Origin of the sequence: Kibdelosporangium philippinense (assembly GCF_021390435.2) — a bacterium.
GTDB classification, from domain to species: Bacteria; Actinomycetota; Actinomycetes; order Mycobacteriales; family Pseudonocardiaceae; genus Kibdelosporangium; species Kibdelosporangium philippinense.
Genome location: NZ_JAJVCN010000004.1, coordinates 275700 through 296309 on the forward strand (window position 1 = coordinate 275700; position 20610 = coordinate 296309).

16 protein-coding genes are annotated in these 20610 nt (G+C 66.3%); 12 read left to right on the forward strand and 4 right to left on the reverse strand.

Annotated elements, in window-relative coordinates; translation table 11 throughout:
• Position 1: 1 nt before the first annotated feature.
• The 6 genes from LWC34_RS44195 to LWC34_RS44215 all read left to right on the forward strand — a co-directional run bounded on the left by LWC34_RS44195 (position 2) and on the right by LWC34_RS44215 (position 6361).
• Entirely contained in the window at positions 2-2089 is a 2088-nt protein-coding gene (locus tag LWC34_RS44195; protein ID WP_233731285.1) for a S9 family peptidase, read from the forward strand.
• Between the two features lie 23 nt (positions 2090-2112).
• Positions 2113-3063 (forward strand): LLM class F420-dependent oxidoreductase, encoded by a 951-nt coding sequence (locus LWC34_RS44200; protein WP_233731286.1) that lies wholly within the window; start codon positions 2113-2115, stop codon positions 3061-3063.
• A complete protein-coding gene (locus LWC34_RS44205; RefSeq protein WP_233731287.1) occupies positions 3060-3938 on the forward strand; it encodes a pyridoxal-dependent decarboxylase in 879 nt (292 codons plus the stop codon). Before LWC34_RS44200 ends, LWC34_RS44205 begins: the two co-directional genes overlap by 4 nt.
• 80 nt (positions 3939-4018) lie before the next feature.
• Positions 4019-4144, forward strand: a complete 126-nt coding sequence (locus LWC34_RS57455; RefSeq protein ID WP_255356715.1) for a hypothetical protein — start codon at positions 4019-4021, stop codon at positions 4142-4144.
• A complete protein-coding gene (locus tag LWC34_RS44210) occupies positions 4145-5335 on the forward strand; it encodes a cupin domain-containing protein (protein WP_233731288.1) in 1191 nt (396 codons plus the stop codon). It abuts the gene before it with no gap.
• A 57-nt stretch (positions 5336-5392) separates the two neighbouring features.
• A complete protein-coding gene (locus tag LWC34_RS44215; RefSeq protein WP_233731289.1) occupies positions 5393-6361 on the forward strand; it encodes a ferredoxin family protein in 969 nt (322 codons plus the stop codon).
• Here the strand turns inward: LWC34_RS44215 and LWC34_RS44220 are convergent.
• Positions 6353-10540 (reverse strand): cation-translocating P-type ATPase, encoded by a 4188-nt coding sequence (locus LWC34_RS44220; protein ID WP_233731290.1) that lies wholly within the window; start codon positions 10538-10540, stop codon positions 6353-6355. The two genes, LWC34_RS44215 and LWC34_RS44220, sit on opposite strands and share 9 nt — an antisense overlap.
• A gap of 84 nt (positions 10541-10624) precedes the next feature.
• On the opposite strand from LWC34_RS44220, the gene LWC34_RS44225 reads away from it, so the two are divergent.
• The 4 genes from LWC34_RS44225 to LWC34_RS44240 are packed head-to-tail and all read left to right on the forward strand — an operon-like array spanning position 10625 to position 14045.
• Entirely contained in the window at positions 10625-11770 is a 1146-nt protein-coding gene (locus tag LWC34_RS44225) for an acyl-CoA dehydrogenase family protein (RefSeq protein ID WP_308200230.1), read from the forward strand.
• Complete coding sequence (locus tag LWC34_RS44230) at positions 11767-12924, forward strand: acyl-CoA dehydrogenase family protein (protein ID WP_233731291.1); 1158 nt, start codon at positions 11767-11769, stop codon at positions 12922-12924. Before LWC34_RS44225 ends, LWC34_RS44230 begins: the two co-directional genes overlap by 4 nt.
• Positions 12925-12936: 12 nt before the next feature.
• The gene (locus LWC34_RS44235) at positions 12937-13539 is read left to right on the forward strand and encodes a TetR/AcrR family transcriptional regulator (protein ID WP_233731292.1); all 603 of its coding nucleotides are present in this window, start codon (positions 12937-12939) and stop codon (positions 13537-13539) included.
• Entirely contained in the window at positions 13536-14045 is a 510-nt protein-coding gene (locus LWC34_RS44240; protein ID WP_233731293.1) for a GrpB family protein, read from the forward strand. The genes LWC34_RS44235 and LWC34_RS44240 overlap by 4 nt, the downstream gene beginning before the upstream one ends.
• Positions 14046-14075: 30 nt before the next feature.
• Here the strand turns inward: LWC34_RS44240 and LWC34_RS44245 are convergent, their stop codons facing one another.
• The 3 genes from LWC34_RS44245 to LWC34_RS44255 all read right to left on the reverse strand — a co-directional run bounded on the left by LWC34_RS44245 (position 14076) and on the right by LWC34_RS44255 (position 17087).
• Positions 14076-14294, reverse strand: a complete 219-nt coding sequence (locus LWC34_RS44245; RefSeq protein ID WP_233731294.1) for a S1 RNA-binding domain-containing protein — start codon at positions 14292-14294, stop codon at positions 14076-14078.
• 224 nt (positions 14295-14518) lie between these two features.
• Entirely contained in the window at positions 14519-15904 is a 1386-nt protein-coding gene (locus LWC34_RS44250; protein ID WP_235731037.1) for a cytochrome P450, read from the reverse strand.
• Positions 15882-17087, reverse strand: coding sequence for a TetR/AcrR family transcriptional regulator (locus tag LWC34_RS44255; protein ID WP_233731296.1), 1206 nt, complete (start codon positions 17085-17087; stop codon positions 15882-15884). The genes LWC34_RS44250 and LWC34_RS44255 overlap by 23 nt, the downstream gene beginning before the upstream one ends.
• Before the next feature lie 131 nt (positions 17088-17218).
• On the opposite strand from LWC34_RS44255, the gene LWC34_RS44260 reads away from it, so the two are divergent.
• Both LWC34_RS44260 and LWC34_RS44265 read left to right on the forward strand, forming a co-directional pair.
• The gene (locus LWC34_RS44260; RefSeq protein WP_233731297.1) at positions 17219-18433 is read left to right on the forward strand and encodes an acetyl-CoA C-acetyltransferase; all 1215 of its coding nucleotides are present in this window, start codon (positions 17219-17221) and stop codon (positions 18431-18433) included.
• Between the two features lie 7 nt (positions 18434-18440).
• A complete protein-coding gene (locus tag LWC34_RS44265) occupies positions 18441-20603 on the forward strand; it encodes a 3-hydroxyacyl-CoA dehydrogenase NAD-binding domain-containing protein (protein ID WP_233731298.1) in 2163 nt (720 codons plus the stop codon).
• Positions 20604-20610: the final 7 nt, after the last annotated feature.

Here is a 20610-nt window from a genome sequence, read left to right on the forward strand (position 1 = left end):
TGTGACTCGCGAGACATCGTTCCTGCAGATGCAAGCCCGCACCCAGCGCTTCACGCTCGGGATCCCCAAGGAGATCAAGGTCGCGCCGGACGGGACCAGGGTGCTGTTCCTGCGATCACCGTCCGGTGAGGAGCGCAGGCACAGCCTCTGGCAGCTCGATCTGGCCACCGGTAAAGAGTCTGTGCTGGCCGATCCGGCGGTGCTGCTGGCCGACGGGGACGAGGAGCTGACAGCCGAGGAACGCGCGCGTCGCGAGCGCACCCGGTCACAGGCCAGTGGGATCGTCGGCAACGCGACCGACAGCGAAGCGCGGATTGTCGCATTCGCCCTGTCCGGTCGTCTGTACGTCACGGACGCGCTGACCGGCGAGACGAAACTCCTGGAAACAGCGACACCGGTGTACGACCCGCGCCCGAACCCGACCGGCACGCACATCGCCTACGTCTGCGAGAACGCATTGCGTGTGGTGAATGTGGACGGTACGGGCGACCGCGCGCTGGCCGAGCCGGAAGGCGAGAACCGCGCCTACGGTCTCGCGGAGTTCATCGCGGCCGAGGAGATGAACCGGTCACGGGGTTACTGGTGGTCGCCAGACGGGCAACGCCTGTGTGTCACACATACCGACCGTTCGCCCGTGCATCTATGGCATATATCGGATCCGGCGAATCCGGCCGCTGAGCCGCACATCGTGCACTACCCGGCCGCTGGCACACCGAACGTCAAGGTCCAGCTGTTGGTGCTCGGCCTTGACGGCTCGCGGGTCCCGGTCGACTGGACCGGCACGGAGTATCTGGCGAACGTCCACTGGTCGGCCGGTGGCCCGCCGTTGATCTCGGTGTTCACCCGTGACCAGCGGACCATGCAGATCCGGACGGTCGATCCCGACACTGGCGAAACCGAGTTGCTGCACGAGCAGACCGACCCACATTGGGTGGACATCGTGACCGGCGTTCCGGCATGGACATCCGACGGCAGGCTGGTCAGGGTCGTGGCCGGCGAGCACGCCTATCGCCTTGTCGTGGACGGCAAACAGGTCACGGACCTTCCGTTGCAGGTGCGTTCGGTGCTCGACACCGGCGATGACGTGCTGTTCACCGCGTCCGCTGAGGACCCGACCAGGGTGCACGTCTACCGGGCAGGCGCCGACGGCGTCACCCAGCTGTCCTCTGTGGACGGTGTTTCGTCGGCGGCGAGGGCTGGCGATATCACCGTGCTGACATCGTGGCGAATGGACGTCGCCGGTCCGGACGTGGCTGTGCTGCGCAAGGACGAGCCGATCGGGAAGGTCGACTCCCTCGCGCTGGCGCCGACGCTGGAACCAACGGTCATCGAGTTGACCCTCGGCGAGCGCAAGTTGCGTGGTGCCTTGATGTTCCCGGCAGGTCACGAGCCTGGTAGCGGCAAACTGCCCGTCCTGCTCGACCCGTACGGCGGTCCGCACGCGCAACGGGTGCTGGCCTCCCGTAACGCCTATCTGACCTCACAATGGTTGGCGGATCAGGGTTTCGCGGTCCTTGTGGTCGACGGTCGCGGCACGCCGGGCCGTGGGCCGGCGTGGGAGCGGGAGATCGCCTTCGACCTGGCCGACGTCACGCTGATCGACCAGATCGACGGCTTGCACGCGGCCGCGGCGCTGTACCCGGACCTCGACCTGTCCAGGGTGGGCATCCGGGGCTGGTCCTACGGCGGATATCTGGCGGCACTCGCCGTATTGCGCAGGCCTGATGTGTTCCACGCGGCGATCGCGGGCGCACCCGTGACCGACTGGACGCTGTACGACACGTTCTACACCGAGCGTTACCTCGGCCATCCGGAAACTCACCCAGAGGTGTACGAGCGCAACGCGCTTCCGCCGGACGCACCGAATCTGGAACGGCCGCTCATGCTCATCCACGGGATGGCCGATGACAACGTCGTCCTAGCCCACTCCCTGCGGCTATCGTCCGCGCTCGTGGCCGCCGGACGACCGCACACACTGTTGCCGTTGCCGAACGTCTCGCACATGACGCCGCAGGACGAGTCGACCGCGGAGAATTTCCTGCTGTTGCAAACCACATGGCTACATGACGCTCTGGGTAAGGTCCGGTAGAGGCGATAGAAGGGAATATGTGAATGGGCCGCTGGGGCATCACGCTGCCGTTGACCGCAGTTCCGCTCGCCGAGCACGCTGACCTGGTCAGAGAGCTACCGGACCTGGGTTATACGGACGCATGGACCGCCGAGACAGCAGGCACGGACGCGTTCACACCACTCGCGTTGATCTCGCAGTGGGCGCCGCAGTTGCGGCTTGGCACGGCGATCGCCCCGGTCTACACGCGCGGCCCTGGCCTGCTCGCGATGACCGCGGCGACCATCGCCGAACTCGCGCCGGACAAGTTCGTGCTTGGCATCGGCACTTCGTCGCCGGTGATCGTGCGGGGCTGGAACGCGCAGGAGTTCACCGAGCCGTACGCGCGTACTCGGGACACGTTGCGGTTCCTGCGTTCCGCGTTCGACGGCAAGAAAGTGTCGGAGAAATATCCGACGTTCGAGATCTCGAAGTTCAAGCTTGAGCGCCCGCCGCAGCCGCCGCCCAAGATCATGCTGGCGGCGCTGCGACCGGGCATGCTCAAACTGGCCCGCAACGAGGCCGATGGTGCGATCACCAACTGGCTCGCGCCGTCCGACGTCCCGAAAGTCAGGGCTGAGGTCGGCGAGGGTTTCGAGCTTGTGGCGCGCGTGTTCGTCTGCCCGACCGAGGACGTCAACGCTGCCCGTGGCCTTGGCAGGCTGCTCATCAGCAGCTACCTGACCGTGCCGGTGTACGCGGCCTTCCACGACTGGCTCGGGCGTGAAGAGCTGCTCAAGCCGATGCACGAGGCGTGGGCCGCGGGCGATCGGCAGCGTGCCAACGAGGTGATCCCGGACGAAGTGGTGGATGACCTGATCGTGCACGGCAGTCCGGAACGCTGCCGGGAGATCATCAGCCAGTACGTCGAGTCCGGACTGGACACTCCGGTGATCAACGTGCTGCCAACCGGTGAAGACCCACGCAAGGTGGTCAGGGCGCTGGCGCCGGAATGACCGAACCGTCCGTGCAGACCGGCGTCGCGCGGCTGTGCTTCCCGCGTGGCGTGCCAGGCGCGGTGATCACGAACGGCGGCGCCGAATCCACTCTGCTTGGGATGGTGCTGGCGCGCAAAGACGCGGCGGACGCGCCCGTGCAGGTCGTCTGCGCGCGCAACGCCCTGCCGAGGTTGTCCGACGCGGTCGACCAGTTGGAACTGCCGCCGCCGGTCGTGCTCGACTCGATGACCCAGCTCGCGGAGGCATTGGCCGAGATCCGGACCGCGACCGTGGTCATCGCCTCGGCGGGAACGGCCGATACCGGTTCCATAGATCCGTTGCGGGACATCGGTCTTGTCTGCCGCAGGCGTGGAAGCTGGTTACACGTGGACGCCTCGGCCGGGGGAGCCGCGTTGTTCAGCGATCGCCTGCGACCGTTGCTCAACGGGCTCGACCTAGCCGATTCGGTGACGGTCGAATTGCCCGAACTGGGCGCTTCCACCGGTTTGCTAGCTGTGCGTGACGTGGGTTCCTTGACCGGCGTGCGCATGATGGGGCATCCAGAGGTGGCCGCGGTGTACCGCGCGTGCCGCGCGAACATCGGTCCGGCCGCCGAACGACGGTGTGACATGGCATCCGCGGTCGCCGAGGCTGTGCTGGCTCGGCCTTCCCTGCGTTTGTGGGAGCGCCCGGTGTTGGCGACGGTCGTCTTCCGTCCGACGGGTGCGACTGACGAAATGGTCGCCGACCTGGCTGGCAAGGGCCGTGAACTGACCACTGTGGATGGTCAGGTCTGGTTGCGGATCACCGTGACCGACCGGCCACTACGGGAATACCTGGAGTTGCTTGCGGTAGACCACGTCCGAGTGCTGGGAACCACCCCGAATGACTGATGAAACCGCCGCGTTGATCACGTAATCTGGCTGTTGTTTCACGCAGTGTCCGATCCGATCTAACACTCTGTGAGGTACGGATGGCTCAGGAACAGGCGAACACACCACCAGCCAGCGGCCTGCTGATCGGCGTCGAGCCGCTCACGACCGCGGTGGACCGTGGCAAGGCCAACGGTGCCGTGACCGACAACGACGGCAACGACTGAGTGGCTGCATCGCTCACCCTGGCTGACCTCGTGGCACCGTTCGAGGTCAGCCAGTTCCTTTCTTCGGTGCAGGGCAAGACCCACCGCCGGTTCCCTGGAGCGGCTGGCCGGTTCGCCTCCTTGATGCCGTGGTCGACGCTCAACGACGTGCTGCGTCACCACCGGCTGGACTTCCCCCGGTTGCGGCTCGCCCAAGACGGCGATGTCGTACCGGCCCACACGTACACCGAGATGGTCACGCCAAAGCGTGGTCCGCAGATCCCGAAACTGCTGTCCGCGCCGTTCACCGAGCACTTGCGTAACGGCGCCACCCTGGTGCTGGACGCAGTGCAGGAGCTCGTCGATCCGGTCGCTGACCTCACCGCGCGGCTCGAACACGACCTGCGCGAACGCGTGCAGGTGAACCTGTACGCGGGCTGGGGCAAGACGCACGGTTTCGACGTGCACTGGGACGACCACGACGCCTTCATCCTGCAGATCTCCGGCCGCAAACGGTGGCGCGTGCACGGTGCCACCCGGCCCGCGCCGCTGCACCGTGACGTGGAGCCGCCCGCGCAGCCGCCGGCTGAGCCACTTGAGGACTTCATCCTCGAAGAGGGCGACGCGCTGTACGTGCCGCGCGGTCATTGGCACGACGTGTCGGCCATTGGCGAGGAGTCGCTGCACCTGACCATCGGGTTCAACCCGGCGACCGGTGTCGACCTGGTCAACTGGCTGGCGGACCAACTGCGGGTCGAGGAATTGTTCCGCAGCGACCTGCCCAGGTTCGGCACGGAGGCGGAACGGCACGAACACGCCACGCGGATCAAGGCCGGGATCGAGGCATTGCTGACTCCGCACGTCATCGACCGGTTCCTGACCGATCGGGACGCGCACGGACCGGCACTGACCAAGATCGGCCTGCCGTGGGCGGCCACGTCGGACCTCTTGCCCCCGCAGGACACGGTCGCTGTCCAACTGCTCACCCCCCGTGCGGTGTTGCAGCATCAGGAATCCACAGTGACGCTGCTCGCATCCGGGAGCCGGTTCACGTTCGGCGCCGCGGCGGGACCTGTGCTGTCTGCGCTGCTCAGCGGGACACCCGTGTCGATCGAGACGCTCGTGGAGCTGGCCGAGGCGACCCTTGATCGGGCGACCGTACGTTTACTCCTCGGCGAATTGATCGCCCAAGGGCTGCTTGCTGTGGCGTAGGTATGTAAGATTAGGCATGCCTAAGATAAGCCGCCGCGTCAGGGGGTACTCGGTCACATGACCGCGCAACTCTCTGGCGCCGCAGCTCCGTCTGGGAAGCTGCCGGGCTGTGCCGTCGTGGCGCGGATGCTCGGCGGTTCACCAGCCGGCACTGCCGCGCATATGCGGGCCTGGCTGCTCATCGAGTTCCCCGGACCGTGGCCGTCGGACGCCCTCGAACAGGCCCTTGACGAGGCGTTTCCGCCCGCCCAGCGCGAGCGGCTTGAGAAGCTGCGCAGCCAGGGCCTGCGCCCGCTGCTGATCCGCCAGCCCGGCAGGCACACACGTGAGCCGAACCTGGCAGGCAGGCGAGCTTTCGTCGGTGGCACCTCCGGCCCGAACGGGCACTGGATGGAGTCGTTTCGCATCAACGACCTGCACGACCTCGCGGACCTCGACTTCGACGCGATCCTCGACGGCCGGGGCGGCATCGGAAAGCCCTACCAGGGCCCGATGTTCCTCGTTTGCACGCACGGCACCAAGGACATGTGCTGCGCGCTGCTCGGCAGGCCGCTCGCCAGCTCACTCGGCTCGACCTACCCGGGCCGTGCCTGGGAAGTCAGCCATGTCGGCGGTGACCGGTGGGCCGGAAACCTGCTGGTCGTCCCGGACGGTTTCCTGCATGGCCAGCTCGACCCGGACGAAGCCCGCGTCGTGGTGAAGGCCGCTTTGGCCGGTGAGGTCGACCCCGAACACCTGCGAGGCCGTACCGCCGCTGAGACCCAGTGGGCGCAGTACGCCGAGATCGCCGTCCGCAGGCACACCGGACTTCGTGGAATCGACGAGGTCGCCGCGGTCTCCGAGCGTGAAATCCCGTCTGACCTGGAGAACGAGGCGCGTGTGGTCACCGTCCGCGCAGCCCATGAGGCCTACGAGGTCACCATCTCCCGCCGCGCCGTGATCGGCCGCGGTCCCAGTCGCTGCAACGCGATGGTCGCGCCCGGTGGTTACATCACCGAGAAGATTTCTTTGGGAACATCACCCTGACGGCAACAACCGGCTGACGAGTGGGCTGGCCAGGTTGGCTGCGGCCGCACTGGACAGTGCGATGCCCCAGCCGATTGGGCCCAACGGGGTGCAGCCGAAGAACTGGCTGACGCCTGGGGTTTGGATCACGCCGCCGAGGATCGCGGCAGATCCCAGTCCTGCGGCCAGAACTGTGCGGTCTGTGCCGCCGGTGACCATGGTTTGTCCAAGTTGGGTCGCGACGAGCGCTGCCAATGCGACTGTGCTTGCTCTTTTTGCCCTGCCTGTGAATCGTGCTGCTGTCCACGCTGCCGACGCGCCAAGTGTCGTGGTGACGGCTCGTGCCGTGATGTCATGGCCGAGCGCGGTGCCGAGTGACGCGCTTGGTCCTTCTCGCAACAGATCGGGGACTGCTTCACTGTCTGGTTGGGACAGCGCGATGGCCAGTGCGGGCGCGAGGTCCGTCAACAGGTTAACCAGCAACAGTTGCCGGGCGCCCAAAGGTGACCGTCCGGTGAGGACGGACCCGAGCACGCTGAACGCGATCTCGCCCGCGTTGCCGCCCAACAGGATGCCGAGGGCTTCACGGACGGATGCCCACATCGCGCGGCCTTCGATCAACGCGGCGATGATCGTTTCCAGGCGGTCGTCGGTCACCACGAGATCGGCCGCGGCACGCGCGGCCGGAGTTCCCCGGCGCCCCAACGCGATTCCGACATCGGCGAGCCGGATCGCCGGGGCGTCGTTGGCTCCGTCGCCGGTCATCGCGACCACTCGGCCCATCTTGCGGTAGGCCTGGATGATCCGGACCTTCTGCGCCGGGCTGCAGCGGGCGATCACGTCGACGGTCGGCAGCAGCTCGGCCAGTTCGTCCTCGCCGAGGTCGTCGATCTCGGCCCCGGTGACCACAGTGGAATCGCCGGATCCGTTGACCTTGCTGGCAATGGCCTCACCTGTCGCCGGATGATCACCGGTGATCATCACGATCTGCACGCCCGCTTCCCGCAACGCGGCCGCGGCCGGTGGCGCGCTGTCGCGGATCGGGTCGCTCAATGCGACAAAGCCAAGAAGGGTCAGATCACGCACGTTCTCGTCGGTCACGTCGGACTCGGCAACCTGGCGCTCGGCGACAGCTAGGACTCGATGCCCTGCGGCGGCTAGCTTTTCTGCTCGCTTGAGCATGCCTCGCCGGTTGCGGCAACGCGGCAGGATCGTCTCAGGAGCGCCTTTCACACTCAGGATCAACTGCTTGCCGGACTTGCCCACAGTGGCGTGATAGCCACGGGAAGGCTCGAACGGCAACGCGGAAACCTTCTTCCAGCCGTTGATTTCGACTCGGGCATTCCGCGCTCCTTCCAGGACCGCGCGGTCGGTCTGGTGGGCCAGATCCTTCGGGTTGTCGGCGTGCGGTGTCGCTCGCAATGCCGCCACCAGCACTTCGTCCGGTTTTTGGCTGAGGGAATCGACTCGGCTGACGCTCAGTTTGCCTTCGGTCAGTGTTCCGGTCTTGTCAAAGCACAGCACATCCACCCGGCCGAGCGCCTCGATCGTCCTGGGATTGCGCACCAGAGCGCCCTTGTCCGCAAGGCGCCTTGCTGCCGCGAGCTGGGCGGCGTTCACCAGGAACGGCAGTCCTTCCGGGACGGACGCGACAGCCAAGTTCACCGCCGCACCGAGGCTTTCGCGCATGGGAACACCGTGCAGCAAGCCAGCGCCAGATACTGCTGCCGCCGACCCGATCGCAACGGGCAAGGCGTGCTTGGTCAGTTCGGCGAGCCTGGCTTCGACGCCCGTGACGGGCGTGTCCTTGTGCGCGGCAGCCATGCTACGACCGACTTCGGTGGCGTCTCCCACCGCAACGACAACGGCTTTCGCCTTGCCCGCCGCGATCGTGGTTCCTTCGTAGAGCATGGATGTCCGCTCAGCCAGCTCGGCCACGACCGGTGCGGGATCCTTGACAATCGGCAGGGATTCTCCGGTCAATGAGGACTCGTCGACCTCTAGGCCAGGGCCGTCCAACAACCGGCAGTCCGCGGGCACGACGTCCCCGGCCTTCAACGTGACCACGTCGCCGGTCACCAGCTCGTCGGCGTTGACACGTTTGCTTTGCCCGTCCCGCAAGACAGTCGTGCGAACAGCCGACCGGGAAAGCAGCTCTGCCAGCGACCGTTCGGTCCGTACCTGTTGAACGGCACCGATCAACGCTGAAACGCTGGTGATTCCGGCGACCAAGGCGGCGTCCGCGGGCGACCCGACGGCAGCCGACAGCGCCGCGCCGCCCGCGAGCACCGGTGTCAGGGGATTGGCCAGCTCGGCCAGGAACGCGTTGCCGAGTGACGTCTCCGGGACTTGGACGGCCGCACCGCGTTTCCTGCGCTTGACTTCGTCAGCGCTCAGGCCGTCCTTTTCGGACCGGATCATCTTCAGCACCATGTCCACCGGCATCAGGTGCCATGGCTGTGCCGAATCCGGCGCCTCACTTTTGCCACGCAGCCCCCGCGCCCGCCACACACCATCGGCGAATGCCAGTGCGGCGCCGCCGTTCACCGCGCGCGAGCTGCTCTCCGCTGGGCTGGCGCGACGTGAGTTCAGCGCACCGACGGCACCGATTCCGCTTGCTGCTTGGGCGAACCGGATACCATCCCGGTTCACCAGACGTGCCGCTTGGATGGCCTCGATCAGCAGGACGATCGTGTCCGAGTCGCTGCCAACCAACACATGCGCTCCCCAAGGCGGGGCCTCACCCGAATGCACGCCCACGCCGAAGTCCGCTGTGCCAAGGGCTTTGCGATCGGCGGAGACCGTCATGACGACGTGGTCCTCGCCTTGCAGCTGACGGATCGTGCCGACGAGGTTCTCGGTCGCGGTGACCAAGCGCAGCCCGGTTTCGCGTGCGGCCGAGGTGATCGCGTGCACGGCAGGCGACGGCTCCCGGTCCACAGCCAGAACGGCTTCGAGGTGATCGCCGTGCGCCAGGCCGAGCACCAGCTCGCGGCCTTCCAGCTTCTTGAGCTGACGGGTTCCTTTGCGGCCATCGATGTCCAGGTCGTCGATCGGCCCGAGCGACCAGTCGTCGTTGTGCCGCACGGTTTCCGGCTCGGCGGGGTCGAACAGTTCGAAAGCCCGTTCCACCAGGTCCGTGGTCTCGTTGCCAGGCAAGGGAATGAGGTCGCTGAGCAGCCACCGGCCCGAGCTGAGCGAGGACTCGTCGAGAACCAGCACGTCAACGTTGTCCAGGAGACGCAATGCGGATCGGTCCATCACGAGCGCGCCGCGCCTGGCGAGCACCCGGCCGAGTTGCGCCGCGAAGGAAGCCCGGCCGACTCCGACAGCCTTGGGCAGCGACGCCAACGCCAGGCCAGCCGCCCGCCGCGGCCCAGCGAAGGGCAACGCCACAGCACCCGCGCTCACGCCTACGAGCAGCGCGCGATGGGCGTAGCTCTCAGCTGGGCCGTCAGGAAGTGGGCGTGGCCGTTCGGTGACCACAGGGTCAGCCGCCGCGTCCTCCGGGCCCTTGATCAGATCGGCCTCAGCTTCGCACCACGCTTCCTTGTGCGCCTTGGCTTCACGCCATTGCTGCACGCGCTGTGCGGCGTCGAGCATGGTGCTTTCGCTGCGTGCGGCCAGTCCGTGTGCGACCGCCGCGATCATGGACGTCGCCGAGTCGGCGCGCTCGTGGCCATGCAGGTACTGGCCGAGCCGGGCCTTGAGCTTGGGATGCATGTCGATGGCCGAGAGCAGGCCAGCGACCTCGGCTGGCAGCGGTGCCCATGGGGAGATCTTGCTGATCGCGGAGATCACCAGGCCGACGGCGTCCACCGCGAGCGTGGGCAGCAGCCGGGTGCCGACGGCGCCGTCCGCGGGGTGGTGCAGCTCGTCCTCGACGATCCGCTCTTCCTCGGTGTCCGGCTCCGCCTCGGCCTTCTCGACGAGTTTGACCAGCTCAGACTGACGGGCCCGGTCGTCGACCGCGATGATCACGCGGGACGAGGGCGCGTTGACCGCGGCCCAGAGCACCCCGGGCTGTTCGGCCAGTCGTTTTTCCACGCGCCGGGCCACTCGTGCGCCGCGTGGCCCGTGCACGCCGTGCACCTCGATGTGCAGGCGCCCTGGGCACGACCAGACGTTTCGGCGGTCTCGGTCGAGCAGCGCGCGAGCGATGCTGAACGGCGTCGGCACAGGAATACCCAGCAGCTTCACCCTGTGGGCTTTCCCAGTCGATCATCACCACAAAACAAGCACGCGTGCTTGATTTTCGGAACGGACCGTGCCACGGTGTGAGATGTGAGCGTCTTGAGCACGCCCGAGCGTGATGCGCTGAGGCAGACCGTGCGGCGGTTCATGGCTGCCGAGGTCCTGCCACACCAGGAAGAGTGGGAACGGGCCGGAGAGCTTCCTCGCGAGCTGCACCGCAAAGCGGGCGACCTCGGGCTGTTGGGCGTCGCGTTCCCGGAAGAGGTCGGTGGTGGTGGCGGCGACTACCTCGACGGACTGACCGTCGCCGAGGAAATGCTGTACGCGGGCGCCGCCGGAGGCTTGATCGCGTCCCTGTTGACCTGCGGGATCGCGGTCCCGCACATCGCGTCCGCCGGAGATCGCGTCCAAATCGAGCGCTGGGTCCGGCCGACGCTGGCAGGCGAGAAGATCGGCTCGCTCGCGGTGACCGAACCGGACGGCGGGTCCGACGTGGCCAACGTCCGGACTGTGGCGAAACGGGACGGCGATGACTACATCGTCAACGGCGCCAAGACTTTCATCACGTCCGGCTGCCGTGCGGACTTCGTGACCACGGTCGTCCGGACCGGTGAACCGGGCGCGCACGGCATCTCGTTGCTGGTGATCGAGCGCGGCACGCCAGGATTCACGGTGTCCCGCAAGCTGGACAAGATGGGCTGGCTCTGCTCGGACACCGCCGAGTTGTCCTTTGTGGACTGCCGGGTGCCCGTTGCGAACCTCGTCGGGGCGGAGAACACGGGGTTTATCCAGGTCGCGCAGCACTTCGTGACCGAACGTCTGTCGCTGGCGGTCCAGGCGTACGCCGCCGCCCAGCGCTCGTTGGACCTGACGCTCGCGTGGGCGCGGATGCGTGAGACATTCGGGCGCCCGCTGATCTCACGCCAGCTCGTCCAGCACACCTTGACCGACATGGCCCGAAAGATCGACGTCGCCCGCACGTACACGCGCAGTGTCGCGATGAAGTACCTTGCCGGCGAAGACGTCATTGCCGAGGCGTGTTTCGCCAAGAACACTGCTGTCGAGGCAGGCGAGTGGGTGGTGGACAGGGCCGTGCAGCTGCACGGCGGCCTCGGCTACATGCGTGAGGCGGAAGTCGAACGGCAGTACAGGGATATGCGGATCCTCGGGATCGGCGGCGGTACCTCGGAGATCCTCACCGGCTTGGCCGCGAAGCGATTGGGATACACACAATGACTTTTGTCGAGTCCGACGAACGGCTCGCGCTGCGCAAGGCGGTCTCCGACCTGGGCAAGCGGTACGGCCATGACTACTACGTCCGCAAGGCCCGCGAAGGCGGGCACACCACAGAGCTGTGGCAGGAAGCCGGAAAGCTTGGCTACCTCGGCGTCAACGTGCCCGAGGAGTTCGGCGGGGGCGGCGGCGGCATCGGCGACCTCGCGGCCGTGTGCGAGGAGCTCGCGACGGCAGGCTCCCCGCTGCTGATGATGGTCGTGTCCCCGGCGATCTGCGCGACGATCATCGCCCGCTTCGGCACCGACGCGCAGAAACAGCAGTGGCTGCCGCGGTTCGCCGACGGCTCGGTCGTGATGGCGTTCGGGATCACCGAACCGGACGCCGGATCGAACTCACACAAGATCACCACCACCGGCCGCAGGGACGGCGGCGACTGGGTGCTGAACGGCCAGAAGGTCTTCATCTCGGGAGTCGACGGCGCCGACGCGGTCCTGATCGTCGGCCGGACGGAAGACGCGAAGACCGGGAAGCTCAAGCCGGCGCTGTACATCGTGCCGACCGACGCGCCAGGCTTCACGTACCAGAAGATCGAAATGGACCTGGTCACCCCGGACCGCCAGTACACCCTGTTTTTGGATGACGTCCGGCTGCCCGGCGACGCGCTGGTCGGCTCGGAGGACGCGGCGCTCGCGCAACTGTTCGCTGGCCTGAACCCCGAACGGATCATGGGCGCGGCATTTGCCACTGGAATGGGACGCTTCGCGTTGAACAAGGCGACCGAGTACGCGAACACGCGCAGTGTCTGGGGCGCTCCAATTGGTGCGCATCAGGGGCTAGCGCACCCGTTGGCCGACGCGCACATCAACATCGAACTCGCCCGCCTGATGACACAGAAAGCCGCGGCGCTCTACGACGCGGGCAACGACATGGCCGCAGGTGAAGCCGCGAACATGGCCAAGTACGCGGCAGGCGAAGCCGGAGCGAAGGCGGCAGACCAGGCACTGCAGACCCACGGCGGCAACGGCATGGCGAGCGAATACGGCATGGGCGCGCTCGTGCTGGCGTCGCGCGTCGGCCGGATCGCCCCGGTGAGTCGTGAGATGATCCTGAACTTCGTGGCCCAGCACTCGCTGGGATTGCCGAAGTCCTATTAGGAGTTTTTGACCGTGCGCCAACCGCAACAGGACCGCAGCCGCGCGACAAGGCAGCGGCTGCTCGAGTCCGCGATCGAGGCCCTGGCCGAACTCGGCTGGCAGGGCAGCACGGTCGCGGTCGTGGCGGAACGGGCAGGCGTGTCGCGAGGTGCGGCACAGCACCACTTCCCAACCCGCGAAGACCTGTTCGCGGCAGCGGTGGAGTACGTCGGCGAAGCCAGGCAAAGCTGGACCCGTGAACACAGTGCGGACCTGCCGACGGGCCCGGAACGCACCCGCGCGGTTGTGGATCTGATCGTCCGGATCTACACGGGCCCGCTTTTCCGTGCGGCACTGCACTTGTGGGTCGCGGCAACCTCGGACGCCCAACTGCGTGCCTCGATCGTGGACCTGGAAGCAAGGATCGGGCGCGAGCAACACAAGCTCGCGCTGGAGTTGCTGGGCGTGCAGGAAAGCACGCCGGGCGTAAGGGAGACCGTGCAGGCAACCCTGGACATGGCCCGCGGTCTCGGTTTGGCGAACCTGCTGACTGACGACAGCAAGCGGCGCGCCGGAATCATCGACCGCTGGGCCGAAATCCTGGACTTGGCACTGACCGAGGCGGCCAGGGCATGATCGAAGTCGTCGACTACGACCCGGTCTGGCCCGCGATGGCGGCGGCCGCGATCGCTGACGTGCGAGGCCTGTTCGTGGACATCGAGCACATCGGCTCGACCTCGGTGCCAGGCCTGGCAGCCAAACCGGTGATCGACCTGATGGCAGCGGTACCCACGCTTGCTGAGGTATCGGCGGATTCCCTTGCCCGCGTGGACTTTCACCCGCATGACAACGGCATGACAGATCGCCTGTTGTTCATCCGCACGCGCGACGGCGTGCTGACCCACAACCTGCATGTCGTGACAGTGGCCAGCTGGCCAACGCGCAACCAGCGCATCCTACGCGACTACCTCCGCGAGCACCCTTCGGACGCGGCGCGTTATGCCGCTCTGAAAAGGAAACTGGCTGCGGGCGGTATTCACCATGGTGACTATGCGGCAGCGAAGACCGAACTGATCCAGGAACTCACCGACAAGGCACGGACCCGGCTCGGGTTGCCGCTCGTCGACGTGCGGGAGAAGTGATCGAGGCAAGGCGCCTTGCCTCGAACTCATCTACGCCTGAACAAGGCTGATCCGTTGGCGTTCAACGTCAACATCCAAGATCTTGACCTGGACCACGGTGCCTTCAGCGATCTTGGCACCCGGCAGCAGCCCATGGATTTCGGGCGCCATCTCGACAAAGACGCCGAACGGCACCTCGGTGACGACACGTCCAGTGAGGACAGTGCCATCCCGCTGTGCGGCGATGAACGATGCGAAGGGTTCTGTCATGTTCTCACCTCCTCTCCTCAACACCAGTGCTGTTGCCGACTGGGTGGAGAGGGCGGGCCACGGGCCCGCGGAGAGGTCACGACAAGACCGGGAATCCTGTCTGTGCTTGGCGCATGGCCGACCCGGTAGTCACGCCGCAAACTCTAGCACGCCTAAACCCTCGTGAGTGGTTAGCCGTGTTAGAACACGGCTAACCACTCACGAGCGTCTACCAGCGGCGGGAGCTATAGGCGTTCGAGGGTGACGGGCAAGCCGTCCGATGGGGCCGGAAGTGCCGTGGAGTCCCAGCGGACTTTGTAGTCCTGGGGTACGGACCACCGGTACCGGGTGACCATCTGGTGCAGCAGGGTCTTCACTTCCAGCATCCCGAAGTGCATGCCGATGCACTTGTGCGCCCCACCGCCGAACGGCATCCACGCGTACCGGTGAGCCTTGTCCTCCCGGCGATCCTCACTGAATCGCTCGGGATCGAAGTGTGAAGGCTCCGACCAATACTCCGGAAGCATCTGATTGACCCAAGGCCCCAACGAGATCATGGTGTCCGCGGGAACGAAGTGACCAAGGATCTCGGTGTCCCGCACAGTCTTGCGAGCCAACGAAGGCACCGGAGCGACCAACCGCAAGGACTCCTTGATGACCAACTCCAAGTCCCGCAAACCTTCCAGAGCATCAATATCCAACGGCCCTGGTCCAGCGGCCATGCACTCGGCGCGAACCCGGTCCTGCCACTCGGGATGTTTCCCGAGGTAGTAAGCGGCGGCGGTAGTAGTGATGGTCGAAGTGTCGTGCGCGGCCATCATCAAGAAGATCATGTGGTTGACGACATCATCGTCACTGAAAGCCTCGCCAGAATCGGCCTGAGCGTGGCAAAGCCCGGAGAACAGGTCATTGGAGTCACTGGCCCGCTTGGCAGGAACATTGCGCCGGAAGAAGTCCTCGAGAACCCGCCGCCCCCGCAACCCCGCATTCCACCGTCCACCAGGGACACCGAAGCGGATCATGGAGGTCCCAGCGCGCACGGTCGACACGAAGGCCTTGTTCAGAGAGTCCTTCTCGGAACCCAAAGCCGAAGCCATGAACACGCGACCAGCGATGTCCAGAGTGAGCTGCTTCATGTGCGGGTAAACCGAGAAGGTCCCGGTCTGCCAAGCCTGAACGCCCGAGGCCGCCACCGAAGCCACATGCTCCAGATACCCGGTGACCCGGGGACGGGTGAAAGCCTGCTGCATCAGCCGGCGATGGAACATGTGCTCATCGAAGTCCAGCAGCATCAACCCACGCTTGAAGAACGGCCCAATGAAGTAAGTCCACCCCTGCTGCGAGAAAACCTTGTCCTTGTTGGTCAACACGACCTGTGTGGCATCACCGCCAGCCACCCCGACGATGTTCACCCCGAAAGCCCGCATCCACGAAACCGGACCATAGGTCTCGTAGCGCTTCAACCCGAAGTCCAGCCCCAGTCGCAAGGCCGTCAACGAGTGCCCGATCAGCGGGATCCCGCCGTCCCCAGGCACGGCCTTCAGCGCCGAACCCTCAGGCACATGAGTCAATTCACTGCTGCGCCAGCGTTTGTTGAGCAGCCATTCGTCAAACCGAGTCGCGCCGGCCATGTGCGTCGTTGCCACTGCCTGCCTCCGCTGCTGTGTCCAGTACGGCTACCGCGAGTCCGGTCAGCTCGGCCACCAGCCCAGGTCTGGTGGTGACCCGAGGTGTCCGGGTGAGATCGTTGACAATGGTCAGTGCCGCGTGCACGGCTATTCGAGCTTCCGGCTCCGGCAGCGATGGCGCAACGGTCCTGAGCAACGTCACCCATTCGGCGACATACGCCCGCTGTACCTTGACCAGTTCCTTGCGGTCCCGGTCCGGCACGTTGCCAAGCTCGCTCGCGAACACCGAAAGCAGGTCGTCCGACCCGGACACGATGTCCACATAGGATGCCACGAGCCCGGTCAGTGCCTCGTGCGGGGATGGCGCGGTCTCGATCACCCGGCGCGCGCCCACCTGCAACCGGTCGGCCATCCGATACCCGGCCGCCATCAGCAGCTCGGCCTTCCCATCGAAATGCCGGTAGACGCTCGGTCCGGCGATCCCGGCCGCGGCCCCGATGTCCTCCATGCTCACGTCGCGGTACCCGCGTTCACGGAACAGCCGGGTCGCTACCGTCAGTAGCTCCTCACGGCGGGACAGCTGCACAGGAGGCCGTTGCCACGAGGCCCGCGTGCTGACCGGAGTTTCCGGCACCGAGCTGCGGAACACCGCACACGCCATCCGCCCGAGCAACTGCTCGAACCGGCGTTTCGGCAGCGTCACGTGATGGTCGGCAACACTGCCGAACACGCTCAACGCCGCCCAGCTCAGCAACTCAGCGTCATCCAACGCCAGTGAAGGACGGGCGCCGCGCAAAGCCGAAACCCAGTCGCCCATCAGCTCCGAGCCGCGTTTACGGATCTTGATCTGGTCGGCTTTGTCCAGGTGACGGCCCTGCCAGCGCCACAACGCGGTGATCTCACGCCGCTCGACCGCCAACGCCGACACGGCCGACACCAGTGCGTCCAGCGGCTGCGATTGAGCCAGCGCCTGATCGGTCACCAGGCCGAACTTGTCCAAGCCGGTGAGCAGGACATGCGCCAGGACGTCCTGCTTACCGCGGAAATGGCGATACACAGCCGGGCCGGTGACGCCCGCGGCCGCCGCGATGTCGTTGACGCTCACCCCGTGATAGCCGTGCCTGCGGAACAGCTCGGCAGCAGCGTCGGTCAGCTGCTCCTTGCGGTTGCGCGGTCGGCTGTTCACGGCGGGAGTGACCTCCGTCTCGTAATCGGTCAATAGCTAAGCTAGATCAGCCAGTTCTGCTTGACAAGCAGCGGATTCGTTCCATTATGTGAATGAGCATTAGCACCAGCGCGGGTGAGAGGAACTTCGGCGTGAGCACAGAAGCGTTCATCTACGAGGCGATCCGAACGCCTCGCGGCCGGGGAAAGAAGACCGGCTCGCTGCACGGCGTCAAACCGATCTCGCTGGTGACCGGGCTCATCGACGAGATGCGCACCCGTCACCCCAACTTGGACACCGACCGGGTCAGCGACCTGATCCTCGGCGTCGTGTCGCCCGTCGGCGACCAGGGCTCGGTCATCGCCCGTACCGCCGCGATCGCCGCCGGGCTGCCGGACACGGTCGCCGGCGTGCAGGTCAACCGGTTCTGCGCGTCCGGCCTCGAGGCCGTCAACCAGGCCGCGCAGAAGGTCCGCGCGGGCTGGGACGAGCTGGTCATCGCCGGTGGCGTCGAGTCGATGTCCCGCGTCCCGATGGGTTCCGACGGCGGCGCGTGGGCGATGGACCCGGAGACCAACTACGAGACCTACTTCGTGCCGCAGGGCGTCGGCGCGGACCTGATCGCCACCATCGAGGGCTTTTCGCGTGACGACGTCGACGCGTACGCCATTCGTTCGCAGGAACGTGCCGCGAAGGCTTGGGCGGGCGGGTACTTCGCCAAGTCCGTGGTCCCGGTCAAGGACCGCAACGGTGTGGTCATCCTGGACCACGACGAGCACATGCGCCCCGACACCACGGCCGAGGGCCTGGCCAAGCTCGGCCCGTCGTTCGCCGGGATCGGCGAGATGGGCGGCTTCGACGCGGTGGCGCTGCAGAAGTACCACTGGGTCGAGAAGATCAACCACGTGCACCACGCGGGCAACTCGTCGGGCATCGTGGACGGCGCCGCACTCCTGCTGGTCGGCAACGAGCAGGTCGGCAAGGATCTCGGGCTGACCCCGCGGGCCCGGATCGTGGCCACCGCGGTCACCGGCTCCGACCCGACGATCATGCTGACCGGCCCGACGCCAGCGACCCAGAAGCTGCTGAAGACCGCGGGCCTTGGCATCGAGGACATCGACCTGTTCGAGTTGAACGAGGCCTTCGCCTCGGTCGTGCTGAAGTACCAGAAGGACCTGGGCATCCCGGACGAGAAGCTCAACGTCAACGGCGGCGCGATCGCGATGGGCCACCCGCTCGGCGCGACCGGCGCGATGATCACCGGGACCATGGTCGACGAGCTGGAACGCCGCGAAGCCCGCCGGGCCGTGGTCACTCTCTGCATCGGTGGCGGCATGGGCCTCGCCACCCTGATCGAGCGCGTCTGAGGGATCCATGACTGAGAACATGATTCGCTGGGAGCAGGACGCGGACGGCATCGTCACGCTGACGATGGACGACCCGGACCAGTCGGCCAACACGATGAACGAGACGTACGCGCGCTCGATGCACGACACGGTCGAGCGCCTGTACGCCGAGCAGGACAGCATCACCGGCGTCGTGCTCACCTCGGCGAAGAAGACCTTCTTCGCCGGTGGCGACCTGAAGATCATGAGCAAGACCGGCAAGGCCGACGCCGCCGCGATCACCGAGCACGCCAACGCCATGAAGGCCGACCTGCGCAAGCTCGAACTGCTGCCCAAGCCGGTCGTGGCCGCGATCAACGGCGCCGCGCTCGGCGGTGGCCTTGAGATCGCGCTGGCGTGCAAGTACCGGATCGCGTTGGACGCCAAGGGCAGCCAGATCGGTCTGCCCGAGGTCACACTCGGCCTGCTGCCTGGCGGCGGCGGTGTGGCGCGAACTGTTCGCCTGCTAGGCATCCAGAGCGCGCTGCTGAACGTTCTGCTGCAGGGCCAACGGCACAAGCCGGCCAAGGCCAAGGAAATCGGCCTTGTGCACGAGGTCGTGGCGACGCCGGAAGACATGATCGCGAACGCCAAGACCTGGATCAAGGCCAACCCTGACGCCGTGCAGCCGTGGGAGGTCAAGGGCTACAAGATTCCCGGTGGCACGCCTGCGAATCCGTCGTTCGCGGCGAACCTGCCCGCGTTCCCGTCGAACCTGCGCAAGCAGCTCAAGGGCGCCAACATGCCCGCGCCGCGCAACATCATGGCGGCCGCGGTCGAGGGCTCCCAGGTGGACCTGGACACCGCGTTCCTGATCGAGACGCGCTACTTCGTGGACCTGCTGACCGGCCAGGTCGCCAAGAACATGATCAAGGCGTTCTTCTTCGACCTGCAGCACATCAACTCCGGCGGCTCCCGTCCGGACGGGTACGAGCGCTACACCGCCCGCAAGGCTTTGGTGCTCGGCGCGGGCATGATGGGCGCCGGTATCGCGTATTCCTGCGCCAGGGCAGGGATCGAGGTCGTGCTCAAGGACGTGTCCATCGAGTCGGCGCAGAAGGGCAAGGACTACTCGGTCAAGCTGCTCGAGAAGGCCGTCTCCCGCGGCAAGATCACGCAGGACAAGGCCGACGAGGTGCTCGCCAGGATCCACCCGACCGACAAGGCCGAGGACGCGGCAGGCTGCGACCTGGTCATCGAGGCCGTCTTCGAGGACCCGTCCTTGAAGCACAAGGTGTTCCAGGAGATCGAGGGCTTCGTCAATCCGGATGCCCTGCTCGGCTCGAACACCTCCACGCTGCCGATCACGGGTCTGGCTGAAGGCGTGCAGCGCCAGGAAGACTTCATCGGCCTGCACTTCTTCTCGCCGGTGGACAAGATGCCGCTGCTCGAGATCATCCGCGGCGCCCGGACCAGCGACGCCACGCTGGCCAAGGCGATCGACGTGGCCCAGCAGATCAAGAAGACCCCGATCGTGGTGAACGACAGCCGCGGCTTCTTCACCAGCCGCGTGATCGGCACGTTCCTCAACGAAGCGGTCGCCATGGTCGGCGAGGGCATCGCCGTCCCGTCGATCGAGCAGGCGGGCAGCCAGGCCGGATACCCGGCGCCACCGTTGCAGCTGATGGACGAGCTGACGCTGACCCTGCCACGCAAGATCCGCGAGGAGACCAAGGCAGGCGTCGAGGCAGCGGGCGGCACGTGGGTCGCGCACCCGTCCGAGGCCGTCATCGACAAGCTGGTGCTGGAGTACGACCGCAAGGGCCGCTCGACCGGCGCGGGCTTCTACTCCTACGTCGACGGTAAGCGCGCGGGCCTGTGGGACGGGCTGGCTGAGGCGTTCGGCTCCGGCTCGAAGGAGATCCCCTTCGAGGACATGAAGGAGCGGATGCTCTTCGCCGAGGCGCTGGAAACCGTGAAGTGCTTCGACGAAGGCGTGCTGACCTCGATCCCGGACGCCAACATCGGCTCGATCATGGGAATCGGCTTCCCGCCGTGGACCGGTGGCGTGATCCAGTACATCAACGGCTACCCAGGCGGCCTTGCCGGATTCGTGGCACGGGCCCGTGAGCTGGCGCAACGCTACGGATCGCACTTCGAGCCGCCCGCCTCGCTGGTCACGAAGGCCGAAAAGGGCGAAATCTTCGAATAATCCCAGC

Coding starts and splice junctions, on each gene's coding strand:
- LWC34_RS44200 (WP_233731286.1), top strand. CDS start 2,113: ATGGGCCGCTGGGGCATCACGCTGCCGTTGACCGCAGTTCCGCTCGCC.
- LWC34_RS44205 (WP_233731287.1), top strand. CDS start 3,060: ATGACCGAACCGTCCGTGCAGACCGGCGTCGCGCGGCTGTGCTTCCCG.
- LWC34_RS57455 (WP_255356715.1), top strand. CDS start 4,019: ATGGCTCAGGAACAGGCGAACACACCACCAGCCAGCGGCCTGCTGATC.
- LWC34_RS44215 (WP_233731289.1), top strand. CDS start 5,393: ATGACCGCGCAACTCTCTGGCGCCGCAGCTCCGTCTGGGAAGCTGCCG.
- LWC34_RS44230 (WP_233731291.1), top strand. CDS start 11,767: ATGACTTTTGTCGAGTCCGACGAACGGCTCGCGCTGCGCAAGGCGGTC.
- LWC34_RS44240 (WP_233731293.1), top strand. CDS start 13,536: ATGATCGAAGTCGTCGACTACGACCCGGTCTGGCCCGCGATGGCGGCG.
- LWC34_RS44245 (WP_233731294.1), bottom strand. CDS start 14,294: ATGACAGAACCCTTCGCATCGTTCATCGCCGCACAGCGGGATGGCACT.
- LWC34_RS44250 (WP_235731037.1), bottom strand. CDS start 15,904: ATGGCCGGCGCGACTCGGTTTGACGAATGGCTGCTCAACAAACGCTGG.
- LWC34_RS44265 (WP_233731298.1), top strand. CDS start 18,441: ATGACTGAGAACATGATTCGCTGGGAGCAGGACGCGGACGGCATCGTC.